Raw genomic sequence first — 15,844 nt, forward strand, 5'->3', positions numbered from 1 at the left:
ATGGTTTAGTTCTTTTATACACGATAGCGCTTGAGCGTTAGCAGAAGCGCCGGTAACAAAATCAGATTTGTCAGACAGGCCATCAGCACGGTCGTCGCGACCAGTACGCCCAGGGCAGCCGTGCCGCCAAAACTCGAAGCCGCAAAAACGCCAAACCCGCCCGCCAGGATCAGGGCGGTGTAGATCAGGCTAATGCCGGTTTCGTGGATAGCGCCCGAAATCGCAGCCACTGGTTCGAGACCAGCCTGGAGCTGTCGGCGATAGCTGGTCAGAAAATACACGGTGCCGTCGGACGCGAGCCCGAACGCGATGCTGAAGATCAGGATCGTAGATGGCTTGAAGGCAATACCCGCGTAGCCCATAATACCGGCTGTCACCACCAGCGGAATTAGACACGGCAGCTTCGACAGCAGAATGATGGGAATCGACCGGAACAGCACCATGCCGACCAGCGCAATCAGCAGAATGGCAATCAGCAAACTCTCGTACAGATTGTCCAGCAGGTAATCGTTACTCTGCAGAAACACCAGACTATGGCCCGTCAACTGAATTCGGTAGGGCGTACCGGCCACGAGCGAGTCGAGCCGGGGACGCAGGTGATCCAGGATGTTCTGAAGCCGGATAGAGCCAACGTCAGCCATCTGGTAGCTGACCCGCGTTATCCGCCGGTCGGCATCTAAGAACGACTTTGCGACGGACGACTGCCCACCACTCAGTGGCGTATCGCCCACCATTTTTTTCAACTCCATCGCGGGCGGCAACACGTAATAACGCGGGTCGCCACCCCGGTACGTCTGGTAGGCAAACCGAATGGCGTCGACCAGCGAGTTCGGCTTCGAGAACTCGGGGTAATCGTCCATGATCCGCTCCAGCGCCCGAATCTTGTAGAGCGCACCACCCGCATTGGCAAATACTCCGTTGGGCTGCCCCGTGTCAATCATCACTTCCAGCGGCAATGCGCCTTTGAACTGCTGCTCAATGAACCGCAGGTCTGTATACACCGGATCGTTCTTCGGCAGGTCGTCTACTACGTAGCCTTCTACCCGAATAAAGCGGGTTCCCAGCGTGCTGATCAACGTAATCAGGGCAATGGAGCCGTAGATGAGTGGCCGGCGGTGCTGTACCCACCCGTCGATGCGGGTCAGCAGCTCCCGCCAGCGCCCTTCCTGACTGGTTTGCCGCTGCGTCGTTTTCGGCACGGGCAGGTAGCTCAGCAGAATCGGTACCATAACCAGACAGATTACGTACACGGCCATCACGCAGATAGCTGCCACCACGCCAAATTCCATCAGCAGTCGGCTGTTCGTAAAATAGAACACGCCGAAGCCGATGGCCGTCGTTACGTTCGCCAGCAGCGCCGACAGGCCAATCTGCCGGATCATGGTCGCCAGCGCCCGCTGTTTGTCGCCGTGCAGATCCAGCTCTTCGTGGTATTTGTTCACCAGAAAAACGCAGTTCGGCACGCCGATAACGATGAGCAAAGGCGGCAGCAGTCCGGTCAGCAAGGTGATTTCGTAGCCCAGCAGGGACAAGGTTCCGAGTGCGATACACACGCCCATGGCCACCACCACCAGCGACAGCCAGACCACCCGGCCCGACCGGAACAAGAGCCAGACCATCAGGCCCGTTACGCCCGCAGCGAGCCCCATAAACAGCTTCATCTCGCTGGACACTTTTTTCATGACCTCCGTCCGGATGGAAGGCAGGCCCGAATAGTGCAGCGTGATCTTATTTTTCTCGGCAAACTCCCGACCGTACTCCCGAATGGTCGCGACCAGCGCAATGCGGTCCCGGGAGTTTAGCTTCCGCTCGTCGAACGTAATGGCCAGCAGAGTTGACTTCGTGGCCGGGTTGTACAGCAGCCCTTCGTAGAACGGCAGGGCGAGTACCTGTTTTTTCAGACTGTCGACGTCGCCCTGCGTCTGCGGCATTCGGCTGACGACGGGCTGAAGTGACCAGGCGGTATCCCGCTTCTCCAGTTTATAAAAGCGCGCCGTCGACAGCACCTGCTTCACGCCCGGCAGCTTTCCCACTCGCTCAGTCATCCGGTACCAGCCCTGATACACCGGCAGATCAAACCAGCGTTCACTCTGCCAACCTACAACCATCAACGTACCATCGGCCCCGAAACGCTGCTTAAACCGCTCGTATTGCTGCTGGGTTGAATCCGACAAAGGAAGTACCCTGGCCAGTTGATATGACAGTTGCAGCCGGGTACCGAAATACGCCATGACCCCAGTTAATACGACAAGAAACGTTAGCCAGAACAGCCGGAACGAAAGAATGGCACGGACAACAGCGGACCACATAAACAGAGGAATAAAGCTAAATTCGTTTCAGTTGCAGAACCAGACCAGTTGGCTCAACGATATGTATCGTTGAGCAATCAACAGCGGCTGCCCGCCCCGAACCAATGATTAAAAAGAGGAAAAACGAGGAGTCGACCCACCTGTTAAGCTGGCAGGAGCACCGATAGAGACGAGTGGATCGGATATGTCAGGGGGCGTTGATGGTAATCTGATGCTCCAGAATAAGCCGCAGAAAACAGGACGAGTAATAGGACCGATGCGGCTGATCGATCAGGGTAATACCCGGTGCCCGGTGAAACTCGCTGACCCATCGCTGCAAAAAAAGTGGCGACGGGCTGGGCGAAAAGCTCAGGTGTGAACTAATCAGCGCCACCGGCACATTGCCCCGCAGTTCAGGTACGTTGCGCGGAGCCGTTTCCGGCGCTGGCGTATCGGGCTTGATGAACGTTTGCGTATCCGATTCAGCCGCAGAAGTCTCCGGACGGAACAGCAACGAGGTGAATAGCCAGACAATGAACAGACCGCCTACCCATTTCACAAATTGCCGTATATCCGTATTTTTCTTCTGCATAGTTCAGAACAAAGTCCATCTTATTTTTCTGAACGCGCAATTTAGCCAACTGGGTTCCCGCCCCCGGCGCAATCTATTTATCGGACAGAAGCAGACACAGCCTCCCCACCGGCGTCGTTCGTACCGGGACTAACATCCGCGACCTTTCGCAACCCGTTTTATTTCAGCCCGTTGCTGACGACAATCGGGTGCTGACCGGTAGCTGCCCGCCCGTCGGTGGTCATTCCATGCACAACGATCAAATAAGTTCCCTCCTGATCGGCGGTAGGGAACGTAACGACGGTCTGCCCCTGCTGCGTGGTGGCTACCTGAGGGTTCCAGTACAGCAGATTCCGGAAATCGGGCAGGCGGCTTTCGCGCTGTTTGGCAGTGGTATATTGGGGAGCGTAAAACTCTCGCTGCGCCTGTAAACCCTCGTATTCCAGCACCACCTGGCGGGGATCCAGCTGGAATCCGGCCAGATCACCTTTGTAGGTCCTGAAGCTCACAATACCCGATAGCTTCGACGGTCCCAGAAAATACCGCCGGGCCACTACGTCCAGTGTCTGAATCTTCAGCGGACTGAACGCCATCAGCCGATCGGTATTGGTAATGGGAACACCATCCAGTAAGATGAGCGGCTCCTCGCCGAAGAACTCCCGGTAGGGCAGATTACTCACCCGCAGGTAGAAGTGCCGATCCCGCTGGCGGGGCTGAACCGCCGTTACGTATTCCCGCAGAACCTCTTCCATAACCGTAAACCGCGTATACGCATCCAGCCGGTAGCGCTCGTCAGGAACACCGTAAAACGCAGAACTGTCGGCGCTGATACGGGACTGAACGGCGTACTGATTGTGGTAGCTGTTCTGCACCTGCATGGCCAGACTCCGCGCAACGACCTGCTCGGCGACGGACTCAGCCAGGTCAAAAACGGGTAGTCGGGTCAGAGCAGGTGATTCGGTATAGGGGTTACTGATTTCGACTCGGTACAGGCTGTCGGGCTGCTCGGTCTGCATAACGATGTCTTTGGGCCCGTAAAAATTATCGACCTCGAACCGGGCGACTCCCTGAGCGTCGGTGCGGGTACTGTATAACTGAATGGCTTTGCCGGGAACAGACAAATACAGCACAACATCCGCAGCGGGTTTTCCGGTACGGCTATCCGTCACCCGCCCCTGCACGACGTGTCCGGCGTATTCGGGCGCGGCTTTGCGGTCCGTCGGCCGGGCCTGCAGTACGGTTTCCCACCGAAAGCGTCGCCAGCCCTGCGTCAGCATCAGGTTATCGACGGCCACATCGACGTCGGCACCGGTATGGGTCAGGTAATAGTCTGGCGACTCGATGGTTCCTTTCAGATCGGATGTCAGCCACAGGTAATCGGCTACGCCAGCGCCTTCACCACGTTGCAGCGAGTCGATCCGGTACACCGACACCGACAGATCAGCGGCCTGCGGCTTATTGGCCGCGTCACTTGCCTTTAGCGTAAGGGTTACCGGTGCCCGTGTTCCGTAGGTCGGCTGATTGGCTGTTGCCTGAATGAGCAGGTTGGCCTGGGGGCGTTTGAAATACAGTCGTTCGCAGACGGGCTGCGCGGCTCCGGAGAACACGGTCAGGTGCGAAATTCCCTCTCCCAGGCGCTGTTTCGGGATCAGAAACTGAGCTTCGTTGTTTTGCAGCACCCGCATCTCCGCTACGTTCACCGACTGACGCGTGTGCCCGACCAGGTAAACGATTGGACTGGAGGTATCATCGGCCGGTCGTTTGGCCCGAATCGTTACGTTCAGCTGATCGGCATTCGCTTCGCCGACCTGCATGGTGTACCCCTGCTCATAAATCTGGGGGAGACTACGCGTTACCGTATGCCCCTGCCCATCCTTCAGGATTACCCGGTAGGGAGTTCCGGCGACGGGAGTGAATGAAAAGTGACCCATGCCGAATTTGAGCGACGTAAAGCGAACCAGCGTATCGTTGGTTCGGCTCACCAGGGCACCCCGGCAGTCGACGCCCCGGCCGCTTTTAGTATCAACGACTTTAAAGGCCACTTTCGCGGGTAGCCCGTTCACCATATTACCGCCCTCGGGGAAAAATTGTACGTCATAGGCCAGTGAGTCCGCGGGGACCGTCAGGCCGAGCTTTCGGAACGGATTAACGATGGTAATGGCCTTTTCGAACAGAAACTCCGGACTGACCGCTTTCATCCAGTGTGTATAGGCCCGCAAGACGTATTGTCCCGAGCTAAGCGCCGTGGGCAGCAGCAGCGAACCCGCCCCCTTGCCCTCGCTGAGCGCTACTTTGGTTTGTAATACGGCCTTCTGATCCTTATCGAGTAGTTCCAGATAGGCGACTTTACTTACGTTGAGCGGACGGTGAAACGCGCCATCTACGTAATAGAACCGAAACCACATCGTCTCGCCGGTCAGGTAGAATGAGCGATCGGTATGCACAAACAGCTTCTCCTGCAAGGTCTGGCTCCGGTCCGTATCGACCTGCTGCCGAATCCGGGTCAGCGTCTGATCCTGCGCCCCGACCGACGACGCATGAACCGCCAGCAATGCGCCCGACAGCAGAACGCGATAAAGAGGATGTATAAACTTCATAAGATTACGTATCAGGTCGTTTAAGGCCAGAACGACGGTTTCGTCGTCGTTCCCCGGTTCCGGCAATCTGTACAACCAGCAGCCGCAGCCAGGTATACCCCCGGAGCTAGTAGCTCGACGGCATTATACCCGCCACTCGGCCCTAACCAGTCTTTTAAAGGGGTTGGATCGAGGGGAAACGGTATAGTATCCAGCTTACACGTTTCGTAACCCGTATTGATCAGGAAACGGGGCAACGCGGCCGGTCGGTCGATGAATACACGTACCTGCTCCACCGAATAACCATCGATGAAGCCCAGCACCGGCTCGGCCGCGTTCGCTACGTTGTGCAGATTGCCCGTTACCTGAGAAGGCAGCGGATCGAACAGCGATCCCAGTTGTTCGGTATTCTTCTGCAAATTCTCCCAGTAGGCGTACCCTTCGGGCGACTGCGCGTACTGCCTCACCATGAGACTGTATTTGATCCAGAGCTTGGGAGAGCTGCCCGGAATGAACAGAATGGGCGATCGCTGCAAAACATCCTGCGTGAGCCGGGCCGTGGAGCCGATTATAATGTTGGTCGATAGCTGCGTTTGCCAGCAGCGATTGATGTTCGTCACCTTACGAGCCACAATCGAATCATCGACTAATTCAAACGGCGATTGATACGGGGTTTGGATCTCGTATGTATCCTCGTATTCCCAGCGGTAATACCGCGTTCGGTTGGTTGCGTCGTGGGTGTTTACAAAAACCTGAAGTCCGTCATTCTGCACTGACCACGACAGGCTGTCGATTTTTGGGGTCTTCTTCACGGTTACGGCATCCGACAGGTATTCCTGCCCGTCGGCGGTTTTGATCCGTACCCGGTACGTTTGCCCAACCGTCAGTTGGGGCGATTCGAGGCTATAGGTTCCGTTGGGTCCTTCGGTAAGGGCATACGGACCGCTCCCCTCTCCTTCCACGCGCACGGTGGCTTTTGTTTCCGGAGCCGGCTTCTTGAAATCCTGAATGTTCTGCGTCCGCGACAGTTTAATGACTGTGGCTCCGGTACCGCCGTTCAGAAAACCATCGACCACCAGATACCGATTCGGGGCTGAAATCTCCTGGGGCTTATACGGGTCAACGCAGCTGCCAACGACCAGCAGAGCCAGCCCGAACGCCCAATACCGCCCCTGTTCCCGGATTTGTTTAAACGAAAAATTCATCAACATTGTCTTTGCACGGCTTGTATGTCCGAAAGCCTGATTGAAACTTCCTTTGTGATTTAAAATCTGAAATTGTAGGTAAGCGTTGGAATCGGCTGGCCGAAAATAGACAGCTTGTAGCCCCGAATAATACCGCCCGACGAGGTAAAATACACCGAATACGCATTCCGGCGACCCGTTAAGTTATAGATACCGAACGTCCATGAACTATGCGCCAGCTTCTTGATCTTGTGGTTGCCTTCCAGGTTGAGCGATAGGTCAGCCCGGTAATAATCAGGAATCCGGTACTGGTTGCGCTCGGAGTAATAAACCCGCTCGGCCCCACCCAGCTGGTACTTCGCCAGGGGCAGCGTAATCGGCCGACCGGTGCTGTAGGTAACGTTGAGCGATATGCTGAACCGCCGGTTGACTTTATAATTACCAACCATTGTTACGTCATGCGGCTTATCGTAGCTGCTGGGGTAAAAATTACCGGCGTTCACTACGTCCGACGCTGGAACATTGGGCGTCCGCAACAGCGAGCGCGAATAGGTGTAGCTCACCCAGCCGTTGAGTTTACCCGTCATTTTTTTAGCCATCACCTCAATCCCATACGCTACCCCTTCGGCGTTGACGATGTCCGTTTCGAGGTGGTGGTTCAAGAGCAATGTAGCCCCGCCTTTGTAATCGAGTTGATTTTCCAGGGTGCGGTAATACCCTTCGGCCGAGAGTTCAATGGAGCCTCCCCGCAAATTATGGTAGTACCCGATCGAATACTGATCGCCAATCTGCGGTTTGAGGTACGAATCGCTCAGTTTCCAGATGTCCAGTGGCGAAACGGCCACCGTGTTCGACAGCATGTGCAGGTACTGCCGCATCCGGTTGTAGCTTATTTTGACCGACGAGTAGTCCGTCAGCGAATAGCGGAGGGCCAGCCGGTACTCGGGCCCGTGGTACGTCTTCACCACGCTCCCGGCCCCATACGCCACCGTATCCTGAATAGTCCGTTCGGTGCGCGACAAACCCGGCGCATACGTAAAGACCTGACTCGGTCCCAGATTGTTAAATAAGGAGTAGCGCAGCCCCAGATTAACCGATAGGCGGGGCGAAATATCGAACCGGTCGCCGATATAGATGGCACTTTCCAGCCCCTGCTCGCCGGGCACAACGTCCGGGCGAATCAGCGACTCGGGACCAGTAGGCTGTAAATTACCCGACTGAAGTTTATACTTCGTGGTGCTGATGCCAAAATCGACGGCATGCCGGAAATGCGGGTAGTAGTTGAAATCAGCTTTGGCATTCGTCTGCTGAATATCGAACCCGAACTGAAACGCTTCCAGCGGCTCTTTCTCGCTGGCTATCTGGTAATTATACCGGCTGAATCCCGCCTGAAAAACGCCGTACAGTTTGTTGCCAAATACGTGCTTCCACTTCAGGTTGGCAACCTGATTCAGGTACGTATATAAGCTGTCGCTGTTGAGCTTAAAGCGATCGCGGCTCAGGTACCCCGTCAGGTAGAAACTGTTCTTTTCGTTCAGATCATGCGTCAGGTGCAGATTTACGTCATAAAACGAAGCCGCACTGTTTTTGTACGACCCGTTGGGCAACTGTTTCAATAACCAGTCGGAATACGTAGTACGGCCGCCGATCAGGAACGACGTTTTCTCATTCACGATCGGACCTTCCAGCGTAAGCCGACCCGTCAGTGGCCCAACTCCGCCCGAGCCCGCCAGTTTTTTCTTGTTGCCATCGCGCGTCGTTACGTCCAGCACCGACGACAGCCGACCGCCGTAGTGCGACGGAATAGCGCTTTTGTATAAGTCAACCGTTTTAATAATATCGGGATTAAAGGCCGAAAAGAAGCCAAACAGGTGCGATGGATTGTAAATAACGGCGTCGTTGAACAGCACCAGATTCTGACCCGCCGAGCCTCCCCGAACGTTAAAGCCGACCGTCCCCTCTCCCACCGACTTTACACCCGGCAGCGTAAGCACGACCCGGATCAGATCAGCTTCGCCAAGCACCGTCGGCACCTGCCTGATCGTTTTGATGTCTAACCGGTCGGCGCCCATTTGCAGGCCCGCTACGTTGACATTCTTTTTCGCATCAACGACAACCTCTTTCAGGGGAATCACCTCTTCTTCCATTTCAATGTCGAGCTTGCCATCGCCGTAGACCAGAATCTGCCGTTTGGTGTCTTTCAGGCCGATGCTCCGGATGCGCAGTTCATGCCGCCCGCGGGGTATCGCCATCGAAAAATACCCGTACTGGTCCGTTAAGACCCCAACGCGCGGCTGCTCGATCAGCACCGCAACGCCCGGAACAGGCTCTCCGGTGCCTCCGTTTCGTACGTGACCGGCCAACGTAGCGTTACCAGTTTTCCCGGCGCTGCTCCGCGACCCAATCTCGAACAGCTTCGTTTCCAGCGACGCGCGGGCTTTTTCTTTGCCCGGCCCATACGCAATACCGACCGTATCGCTATCCGTGCCCGTTGCGCCCCGTTCAAAAAAACCAATCGGCAACTCCGTCCGGATCGCCTGGTCGATGGTAATAAACACCCGTTTCTGCGCATCGATACCAAACCGGAAGGGCGTACCGTCGAAAACGCGGCTGAGGATATAAGGCAGGGGGCGATTGGTCACCTGAAGCCGTACGCGCAGGCTATCCACCTCGTTCGGGCTGTAGAAAAATCGGTAATCGGTGCGCCCTTCCAGCTCACTCACGAACTGACTAAAGGGAATGTCCATGAACTGCCCACTGATGGCCGCGTTCCGATCCGACTGCGCCAGGGCGGGCGGCACAGTACGTAACCCAATGAGAGCGACAAGAATAACTAATCGGTAAACGTTTCTCATAATCGACTTTAATCGGCTATCACGATTCCATACGTGCAGCCTCAACTGGCAACTGAAAAGTTAAAACGGATCGGTAACAGGCCCCTGTTCACCGCCTGATCTGATCGTAATACTGCGTTAGTCTGGTGATGGCCGCTTCGGGGTCTTCCTTGAAGCGAATTTTCTGTTTTCGGGCATACGTAGTCAGCTCCTTCTTGCGATCACCCAGGACGCTGTACAGAGAGCGTTTCGTTTTAACGGGTAAATACTGGCCTTCTTTGCGAAGGTAGTAAACCGTTTTTTCGTCGAACCGGCCGTAATTTTGGCGCGTCGGCTCGATCACTACGCTTTTCATTCGTTTCGCCAGCAACTGCGTAGGGCCATCGTAAAGCAGATCGTAGAAACCGCGCCGAAAACCGCGGCTGGTGCTGTCGGCAAACCGGATAAAGGCGTGATTAAACAACGAAAACGACGTCAGTTTATCGCTGCGTAACGTCATGCGGTATCCGATCGGGTGCTCGATCACCACGACGTCCCGCACAATATCGTACAGCATCGGAATCGAATCGAACGTAGCGCCATTGTAGGCGACCGACCCGACTTTCCAGTTGTCGGATGTCCAGAACGGATTCCCGTCCAGCCGGTAATCATAGCCGACGTATTCGATACCCGTATACAGCCGGTCTTTATTCTGGTTTAGCGTTTCGTAACGCGCCGTGGCGTTTCGGATGGCTGCCGTCACAAAACCGGTGTCGGCGCGGGCCGTCTGCCCCAGCGCAGTAGTCATACCGAAGCCGCAAACAATCAGCATCAGAGCAAGGCACAGAGGGCCTGTCTGTCGGTGTCGTTGTTGAGAAGTCATAATCAAACAATAAGCACACTTAAATCAACGTCGGGTTAAATCGCCCTTCACCGGGGCGGGTATGTCGCGGACGCATCGAAACCCGACGTGCATCAGCGCCGTTTCGGGCGAGGTAAACGACCGACCCGACACGCGGTAGCCGTGACACCAGCCCGGCTCGCACAGAAACGAACCGCCCCGCTGAACCTTTTCGGTGGGCGACTGCGGTTTCTGGTTCGCCAGCACCTCAGCGTACGTCTGCCGCCAGTCTTCGCACCACTCCCACACATTACCGGTCATGTCGGTCAGGCCGAGTGGAGTTTTGCCAAAATACCCAACGGGCGATGTATAATGAAATCCGTCGAGCACGGCATCCTGCTGCGGGAACGTACCGTTCCAGGTGTTCGCCAGGAATGTACCGCTAGCCGTCTGTAAGTCGTTACCGAATGGGTACAGCGTCCGGCTGTTCACGGCGTTCCGGGCGGCATGTTCCCACTCAAACTCGTAGGGCAGGCGTTTACCCGCCCAGTTGGCATACTGACGAGCATCGTTCCAGGATACCTGCGTAACGGGATGGTCGTCGGGTGCTTTGGGCTTGCCGGGCCCCTGCGGATACTGCCAGACAGCGCCTTTCACGAGTGTCCACTCCTGCGTCGTTTCGTCCAGCACCCCGGCATCGCCTAGTTGTTCGGCTTCCGTCCTGTAGGACGTAGCATCGACGAACCGGCGAAATTCGGCAACTGTAACCGGATGCTCGTCCATAAAGAACGGCTTCACAGACACCCAGAAAACGGGTTTCTCGTGCTGCATGCCATCCAGCGCCCCAATCTGGGTCAGCCCACCCGGTACGTATACCATGCCCGCGGGCGGACGTACGGCAACATCCGCTGCTTTCTCGACCGTTGGGCGCTGGTCCGTCGGCGCGTAAACCGTTACGTTCTCCGTGAACGCGTACGAATCCGGCTTCGATTGGCAGGCACCGGCCAGCAGCAGCATACCAAACCCGCTCATCTTCCCGATACGTATGCGTCTCTTTATTCGCCTTTCCATAGCCATACGCTGGCTTTATCGTTAGTACGTTCCTTTATAGATGTGATCTGACCGTTTCTGGCGAATGCGATGCAGCGGAATCTGCATCCCTCCCGTTGTTTCGAGCCAGTCGAACACCTGATCGCGCAGTTGCCCGGCCACCTGCTGATGTTCAGGACTGCGGATCAGGTTATTGACCTCCTGCGGGTCGGCCTGCAAATCATAAAGCTCGTTGGCATCCCAGACACCGTAGTTAAAAATATACTTGTACCGATCCGTCCGAACGCCAAACATAGTCGGTGTCTGCGGAAAATCGGTTTCCCAGTAATATTCATAAAACGCCCGGTTCTTCCACGGTATTGATTTCCCCTGCAAAATAGGCAGGAACGAAGCCCCCTGCATGTTGGCGGGCGTCGGCAAACCGGCATACGCCATGAAGGTGGGAGCAATATCGACATTCTGAATGACCGACGTAACCTTGGTACCGGGCTTAACGACCGCCGGACACCGAACGAGCATGGGCACCCGCATCGACTCTTCGTACATGTGGCGCTTGTCGATCAGGCCCCGTTCGCCGAAGCTAAAGCCGTTATCGCCCATATACACAACCATCGTATTCTCACTCAACCCGTTATCCTCCAGCCATTTCAGCACCCGCCCTACGCTGTCGTCAACGCCCAGCAGGGTTTCCGCATACTGGTGGTAAAAGTCATTAAAGCCAATCTGGCCGTGGTACATGTAATCGACCCCGTGCCAGCTGTAACGTTGCTTTTTCACCCAGTTGGGCATATCCCGCATGTTCACCTTGCCGGGTCCAGTTTCCGGACTGGCCAGCGGATCGGGTCCCCACCGTTTGCTGCTGTCGGTAGCCGTCAGGTACATGGAAGCCGGGTAGTTGATGGGCATGCTGGCGTAACGTCCCCGGTGCTGACGGGCCGGTTGAAACTCGGAATGGACCGCCTTGTGCGACAGATACAGCATAAACGGCTTCTTTTTGTCGCGGCCGTTGTTCAGCCAGTTCAGGGCGTAATCGGTCAGCAGCGTAGTGGTGTAGCTGCTGTCGCCGTGCGGAACGCGCTTGCCATTGATGTTGAATGTGGGGTTGTAATAGACGCCCTGCCCCTGAAAACTGAGCCAGTAATTAAAGCCCGGCTGCGGTCGGTCGTCGGTGTTTCCCATGTGCCATTTACCCAGGAATGCCGTCTGATAACCAGCTTTCTGCAAATACTGCGGAAAGAACATCAGCCCCTTGCTCAAGGGCGCGAAGTTATCCACGACTTTGTGCGTATGCGCGTACTGACCGGTAAGAATACTGGCCCGGCTGGGTGAACAAAGCGCCGTGGATACGAACGCGTTCTGTACATGGGCACCTTCGCGCGCCAGCCGGTCGAGGTTAGGCGTTTGTAGCCCCGCTACCTTGCCCGTGAAGCCCATGAAATCGTAGCGGTGGTCATCGGCCAGAATAAAAATAATATTCCTGGGGCCCTGCGGAGCGGGTCGAAACGCGCTAAGCCCACCGATGACTACAGCCGCAACTACGGCCACCCAAAAAAGCCATACTTTCATCTTGATCATCGCCTGGTTTTACTCATGTAAGTATGAACTAGCGCTGTTCCTACTGTTTAAAAACTACCGACAGGACCCTTGAACAGCGTGTTCAGTTGTGTCACGTATCAAATGGCGGACAGGGCCAGTAAGACGACCAGCAAAATTACGCCATCAACTCGTCAATCAGCCGGGCAATTCGCCTACCTTATCTAAAAACGTAAACGTCGGTGGGCCCATCGTGCCACTTGCGTTCATCGTTTCCCTGACGGACCGGCTCGTTAAAATCCCGTCGAAATCCTGACGCAACGACCAGTCGAAAAGTACAACCAGTGCGCGGGAACCGGCGGTGGTATACACCTGCGCACGCTGACAGCCGTGCTGATGCCGGGCTTCTTCGCCTTTGGTGGCCATAAACCGAGTGTACTCCTTAATTTGAACGTTGGCTGAACGTATGAATCATTGTAGGTGCTGTTTACCCCGTCAAAAATGCGCAGCGGGCCGATTCCAGCCAATAAGGAAGTCATGAGTTGTCATTTTTAACGACTGAGCTGTACAACCCGTTTCCTCAACCTGCACCGAATGCCGCCCGGCCCGCAAAAACAGCGTCGACGATCCGGACCTCTACTCAGGCTGTCACCGGCGTAAAGAAGTAAGACCGGCGTTCAGTTTCTACGTCGTCGTAGGTGTAGATGACGCGGTCGCGGTTTTTCAGGTAATACCGGATTAAAGCAAAATCGCCGAAGCAGGCGCTCGTATGCACCAGCATCAGCACAATCCAGAACAGCGTGTAGGCGGGCCAGACGGCCATCCCCGTTATCAATCCAAGCGTAATGACCAGAAACGGCATAATCGCCACAAACGCCACTTCGCGCATAGTGGCCGGAAACAATTGGCTATAGGCGTAAACCATCAGGCTTTTCAGGGAGTAGCCGTAGCCAACGTGCGGTGCGCCGATGGATTTGAACGCCAGTCCATGAATGAACTCGTGAATAGGCAGCAGCACGAACAACCCCACTACCCCCGCGCCGAGTTGCCACACGATCGACAAGCCACCGCCCTGCCTGGCCTGGCTGATCATCAGCGAAGAACCAGCGTACCCAACCAGTCCACCGGCCACGAGCATCACCAGGATAAAGAGCCAGGTTTTCAACCCGCGCTGACGGGGCTTTTCGGCCGACGGGGGCGTCATACCTAATTCCCGCAAAATGAACTGATTCATCTCATCAATACCGAACGACTCAATCAGGACGTAACGGCCGGAGTGGTGAAGGTCATGAACGGTTGGGCGCATAGAAGCGAGTCGATTGGTTTTCTCAACAAAGCGTCGCTTGTTGGGGTTTTCAGCAAAACTACAACGTTATGAAACAGATTGATCACCTAGTTAACCTGATGCTCGACAAGCCCTCCGAAGCAGGCGTATCACGAAAGGATTTTTTGACCCTCGCCGGGCGAAGCCTGGCCGTAGGCGTAGCCGGTGGACTGGCGGCTTCCTGCAAAACAAGCCAGAATGCAGTGGGTAGTTCAGGCACCTACGCATCCTCGTCGGGCAACGTACCGAAGCTGCCTGCGCAGTCGCCCCCGGCCAAAATTCCCGCTAAAGTAGATGAGCCCATCAAGCTGGAAGAGTGGAAAGCAAAGACCGAAGTTGAATCAGGCCCGACGCCCTCCCCTACGCCCCCCGACCAGCGCGTTGGCTACGCCATTGTTGGCCTGGGCCATCTGACGCTCGACGAACTGCTGCCCGCCTTTGGCGAGTGCAAAAAATCGAAGATAGTGGCGCTGGTCAGCGGCAGCCGCGAGAAAATGCAGAAAGTGGCCAAACAATACGGCGTTAAAGAATCAGGCTGCTATACCTACGATCAGTATGACCGGCTGAAAGACAATCCCGAGGTGCAGGCCATCTACATCGTGCTGCCCAACGGTATGCACGCCGAATACACCATTCGGGGGGCGCAGGCCGGTAAGCACATCCTGTGCGAAAAACCGATGGCCAATACCGCAGCCGAGTGCCAGGCCATGATCGACGCCTGCCGCAAAGCCGACCGGAAGCTGATGGTAGCGTACCGGATTCAGTACGAGCCCAACAACCGCATGATCCGCGACATGATTCAGTCGAATCGGTTCGGGACCACCAAGTTCATCGAAGCCTTCAACGTGCAGAACTCGGCCAACCCGCAGCACTGGCGGCACGTAAAAGCGCTGGCGGGCGGGGGTGCATTACCCGATATCGGTCTGTACTGCCTAAACACGGTGCGGTATCTGCTGGGCGAAGAACCCAACGAGGTGTTTGCTTACCAGTACAGCACACCGGGCGATCCGCGCTTTAAGGAAGTCGAAGAAATGGTGAGCTGGCAGATGCGTTTTCCGAGTGGGATCATTGCAAACTGTGGCACCAACTACGGCGTTCACGAGACCCGTCGGTACCGCGTGATGGCCGAGCGCGGCTGGATGGGCATGGACCCGGCCTTTGCCTACAGCGGCCTGCAACCTCAACTCTCCTACGCGGAAGGCAACGTAGAGCATAAAGAGCAGCCAAAAATTTCGGAGAAAAACCAGTTCGCGTCGGAAATCGACCATTTTTCGGAATGTGTTTCGCAGAACAAAACACCATTTACGCCGGGGGAAGAAGGCTTACAGGACCATAAAATTATGGAAGCCATCTACCAGTCCGCCCGCGACGGTCGACCAGTGAAGCTGACCAGCATCACAAAGAAAGACGCGTTTCGGGGTACAGAGCCGGAAATGCAGTAAGGTCTTCCGGAAGCGGGCGGTTTAGACCGCCCGCTTCCGGAGCACACGGTGTCCTTTTACAATGCGAATTATAGCTTTTTCTACGAACTCGAAGAACGTCTTTTGCCAACCCGACGTAGGAGGGATCTTCGGGTGAGGCTAAAAACTCCCGGCTAGAGAAGATCCCTCCTACGTCGGGATGACAAAAAAGGATCTGGTTATGATGCAAAGGCTTATCCGTAA

11 protein-coding genes are annotated in these 15,844 nt (G+C 55.7%); 1 reads left to right on the forward strand and 10 read right to left on the reverse strand.

The features are described 5' to 3' along the window. Window positions 1-14: 14 nt before the first annotated feature. The 10 genes from ACYVBJ_RS02785 to ACYVBJ_RS02830 all read right to left on the reverse strand — a co-directional run bounded on the left by ACYVBJ_RS02785 (window position 15) and on the right by ACYVBJ_RS02830 (window position 14,162). Window positions 15-2,309: an efflux RND transporter permease subunit gene (locus ACYVBJ_RS02785; RefSeq protein WP_460980779.1), complete on the reverse strand. Its 2,295-nt coding sequence runs from the start codon at window positions 2,307-2,309 to the stop codon at window positions 15-17. A 187-nt stretch (window positions 2,310-2,496) separates the two neighbouring features. Continuing rightward, entirely contained in the window at window positions 2,497-2,880 is a 384-nt protein-coding gene (locus ACYVBJ_RS02790) for a hypothetical protein (protein WP_460980780.1), read from the reverse strand. A gap of 158 nt (window positions 2,881-3,038) precedes the next feature. Beyond that, the gene (locus ACYVBJ_RS02795) at window positions 3,039-5,456 is read right to left on the reverse strand and encodes a hypothetical protein (protein ID WP_460980781.1); all 2,418 of its coding nucleotides are present in this window, start codon (window positions 5,454-5,456) and stop codon (window positions 3,039-3,041) included. Between the two features lie 20 nt (window positions 5,457-5,476). After that, on the reverse strand, window positions 5,477-6,640 hold the full coding sequence (locus ACYVBJ_RS02800) for a DUF4249 domain-containing protein (RefSeq protein ID WP_460980782.1): 1,164 nt from the start codon (window positions 6,638-6,640) through the stop codon (window positions 5,477-5,479). Window positions 6,641-6,699: 59 nt separating this feature from the next. Next, a complete protein-coding gene (locus ACYVBJ_RS02805) occupies window positions 6,700-9,474 on the reverse strand; it encodes a TonB-dependent receptor (protein WP_460980783.1) in 2,775 nt (924 codons plus the stop codon). A gap of 88 nt (window positions 9,475-9,562) precedes the next feature. Then, entirely contained in the window at window positions 9,563-10,240 is a 678-nt protein-coding gene (locus ACYVBJ_RS02810) for a hypothetical protein (protein WP_460980784.1), read from the reverse strand. Window positions 10,241-10,339: 99 nt separating this feature from the next. Next, window positions 10,340-11,344 (reverse strand): formylglycine-generating enzyme family protein, encoded by a 1,005-nt coding sequence (locus ACYVBJ_RS02815; RefSeq protein ID WP_460980785.1) that lies wholly within the window; start codon window positions 11,342-11,344, stop codon window positions 10,340-10,342. A gap of 21 nt (window positions 11,345-11,365) precedes the next feature. After that, window positions 11,366-12,889 (reverse strand): sulfatase family protein, encoded by a 1,524-nt coding sequence (locus ACYVBJ_RS02820; protein ID WP_460980786.1) that lies wholly within the window; start codon window positions 12,887-12,889, stop codon window positions 11,366-11,368. Window positions 12,890-13,054: 165 nt separating this feature from the next. Continuing rightward, window positions 13,055-13,282 carry a hypothetical protein gene (locus tag ACYVBJ_RS02825; protein ID WP_460980787.1) on the reverse strand — a complete coding sequence of 76 codons (228 nt, stop codon included), beginning with the start codon at window positions 13,280-13,282 and terminating at the stop codon, window positions 13,055-13,057. 214 nt (window positions 13,283-13,496) lie between these two features. Next, window positions 13,497-14,162, reverse strand: a complete 666-nt coding sequence (locus ACYVBJ_RS02830; protein ID WP_460980788.1) for a DUF3267 domain-containing protein — start codon at window positions 14,160-14,162, stop codon at window positions 13,497-13,499. 68 nt (window positions 14,163-14,230) lie between these two features. On the opposite strand from ACYVBJ_RS02830, the gene ACYVBJ_RS02835 reads away from it, so the two are divergent. Beyond that, entirely contained in the window at window positions 14,231-15,622 is a 1,392-nt protein-coding gene (locus tag ACYVBJ_RS02835) for a Gfo/Idh/MocA family protein (protein WP_460980789.1), read from the forward strand. The last annotated feature ends 222 nt before the right edge of the window (window positions 15,623-15,844 follow it).

The sequence above is a fragment of the Spirosoma fluminis genome (assembly GCF_054778895.1).

Excerpts from the sequence above, each read along its gene's own strand:
- ACYVBJ_RS02785 (WP_460980779.1), bottom strand. The coding sequence starts at position 2,309 with ATGTGGTCCGCTGTTGTCCGTGCCATTCTTTCGTTCCGGCTGTTCTGG.
- ACYVBJ_RS02790 (WP_460980780.1), bottom strand. The coding sequence starts at position 2,880 with ATGCAGAAGAAAAATACGGATATACGGCAATTTGTGAAATGGGTAGGC.
- ACYVBJ_RS02795 (WP_460980781.1), bottom strand. The coding sequence starts at position 5,456 with ATGAAGTTTATACATCCTCTTTATCGCGTTCTGCTGTCGGGCGCATTG.
- ACYVBJ_RS02800 (WP_460980782.1), bottom strand. The coding sequence starts at position 6,640 with ATGAATTTTTCGTTTAAACAAATCCGGGAACAGGGGCGGTATTGGGCG.
- ACYVBJ_RS02805 (WP_460980783.1), bottom strand. The coding sequence starts at position 9,474 with ATGAGAAACGTTTACCGATTAGTTATTCTTGTCGCTCTCATTGGGTTA.
- ACYVBJ_RS02810 (WP_460980784.1), bottom strand. The coding sequence starts at position 10,240 with ATGACTACTGCGCTGGGGCAGACGGCCCGCGCCGACACCGGTTTTGTG.
- ACYVBJ_RS02815 (WP_460980785.1), bottom strand. The coding sequence starts at position 11,344 with ATGGAAAGGCGAATAAAGAGACGCATACGTATCGGGAAGATGAGCGGG.
- ACYVBJ_RS02820 (WP_460980786.1), bottom strand. The coding sequence starts at position 12,889 with ATGAAAGTATGGCTTTTTTGGGTGGCCGTAGTTGCGGCTGTAGTCATC.
- ACYVBJ_RS02825 (WP_460980787.1), bottom strand. The coding sequence starts at position 13,282 with ATGGCCACCAAAGGCGAAGAAGCCCGGCATCAGCACGGCTGTCAGCGT.
- ACYVBJ_RS02830 (WP_460980788.1), bottom strand. The coding sequence starts at position 14,162 with ATGCGCCCAACCGTTCATGACCTTCACCACTCCGGCCGTTACGTCCTG.
- ACYVBJ_RS02835 (WP_460980789.1), top strand. The coding sequence starts at position 14,231 with ATGAAACAGATTGATCACCTAGTTAACCTGATGCTCGACAAGCCCTCC.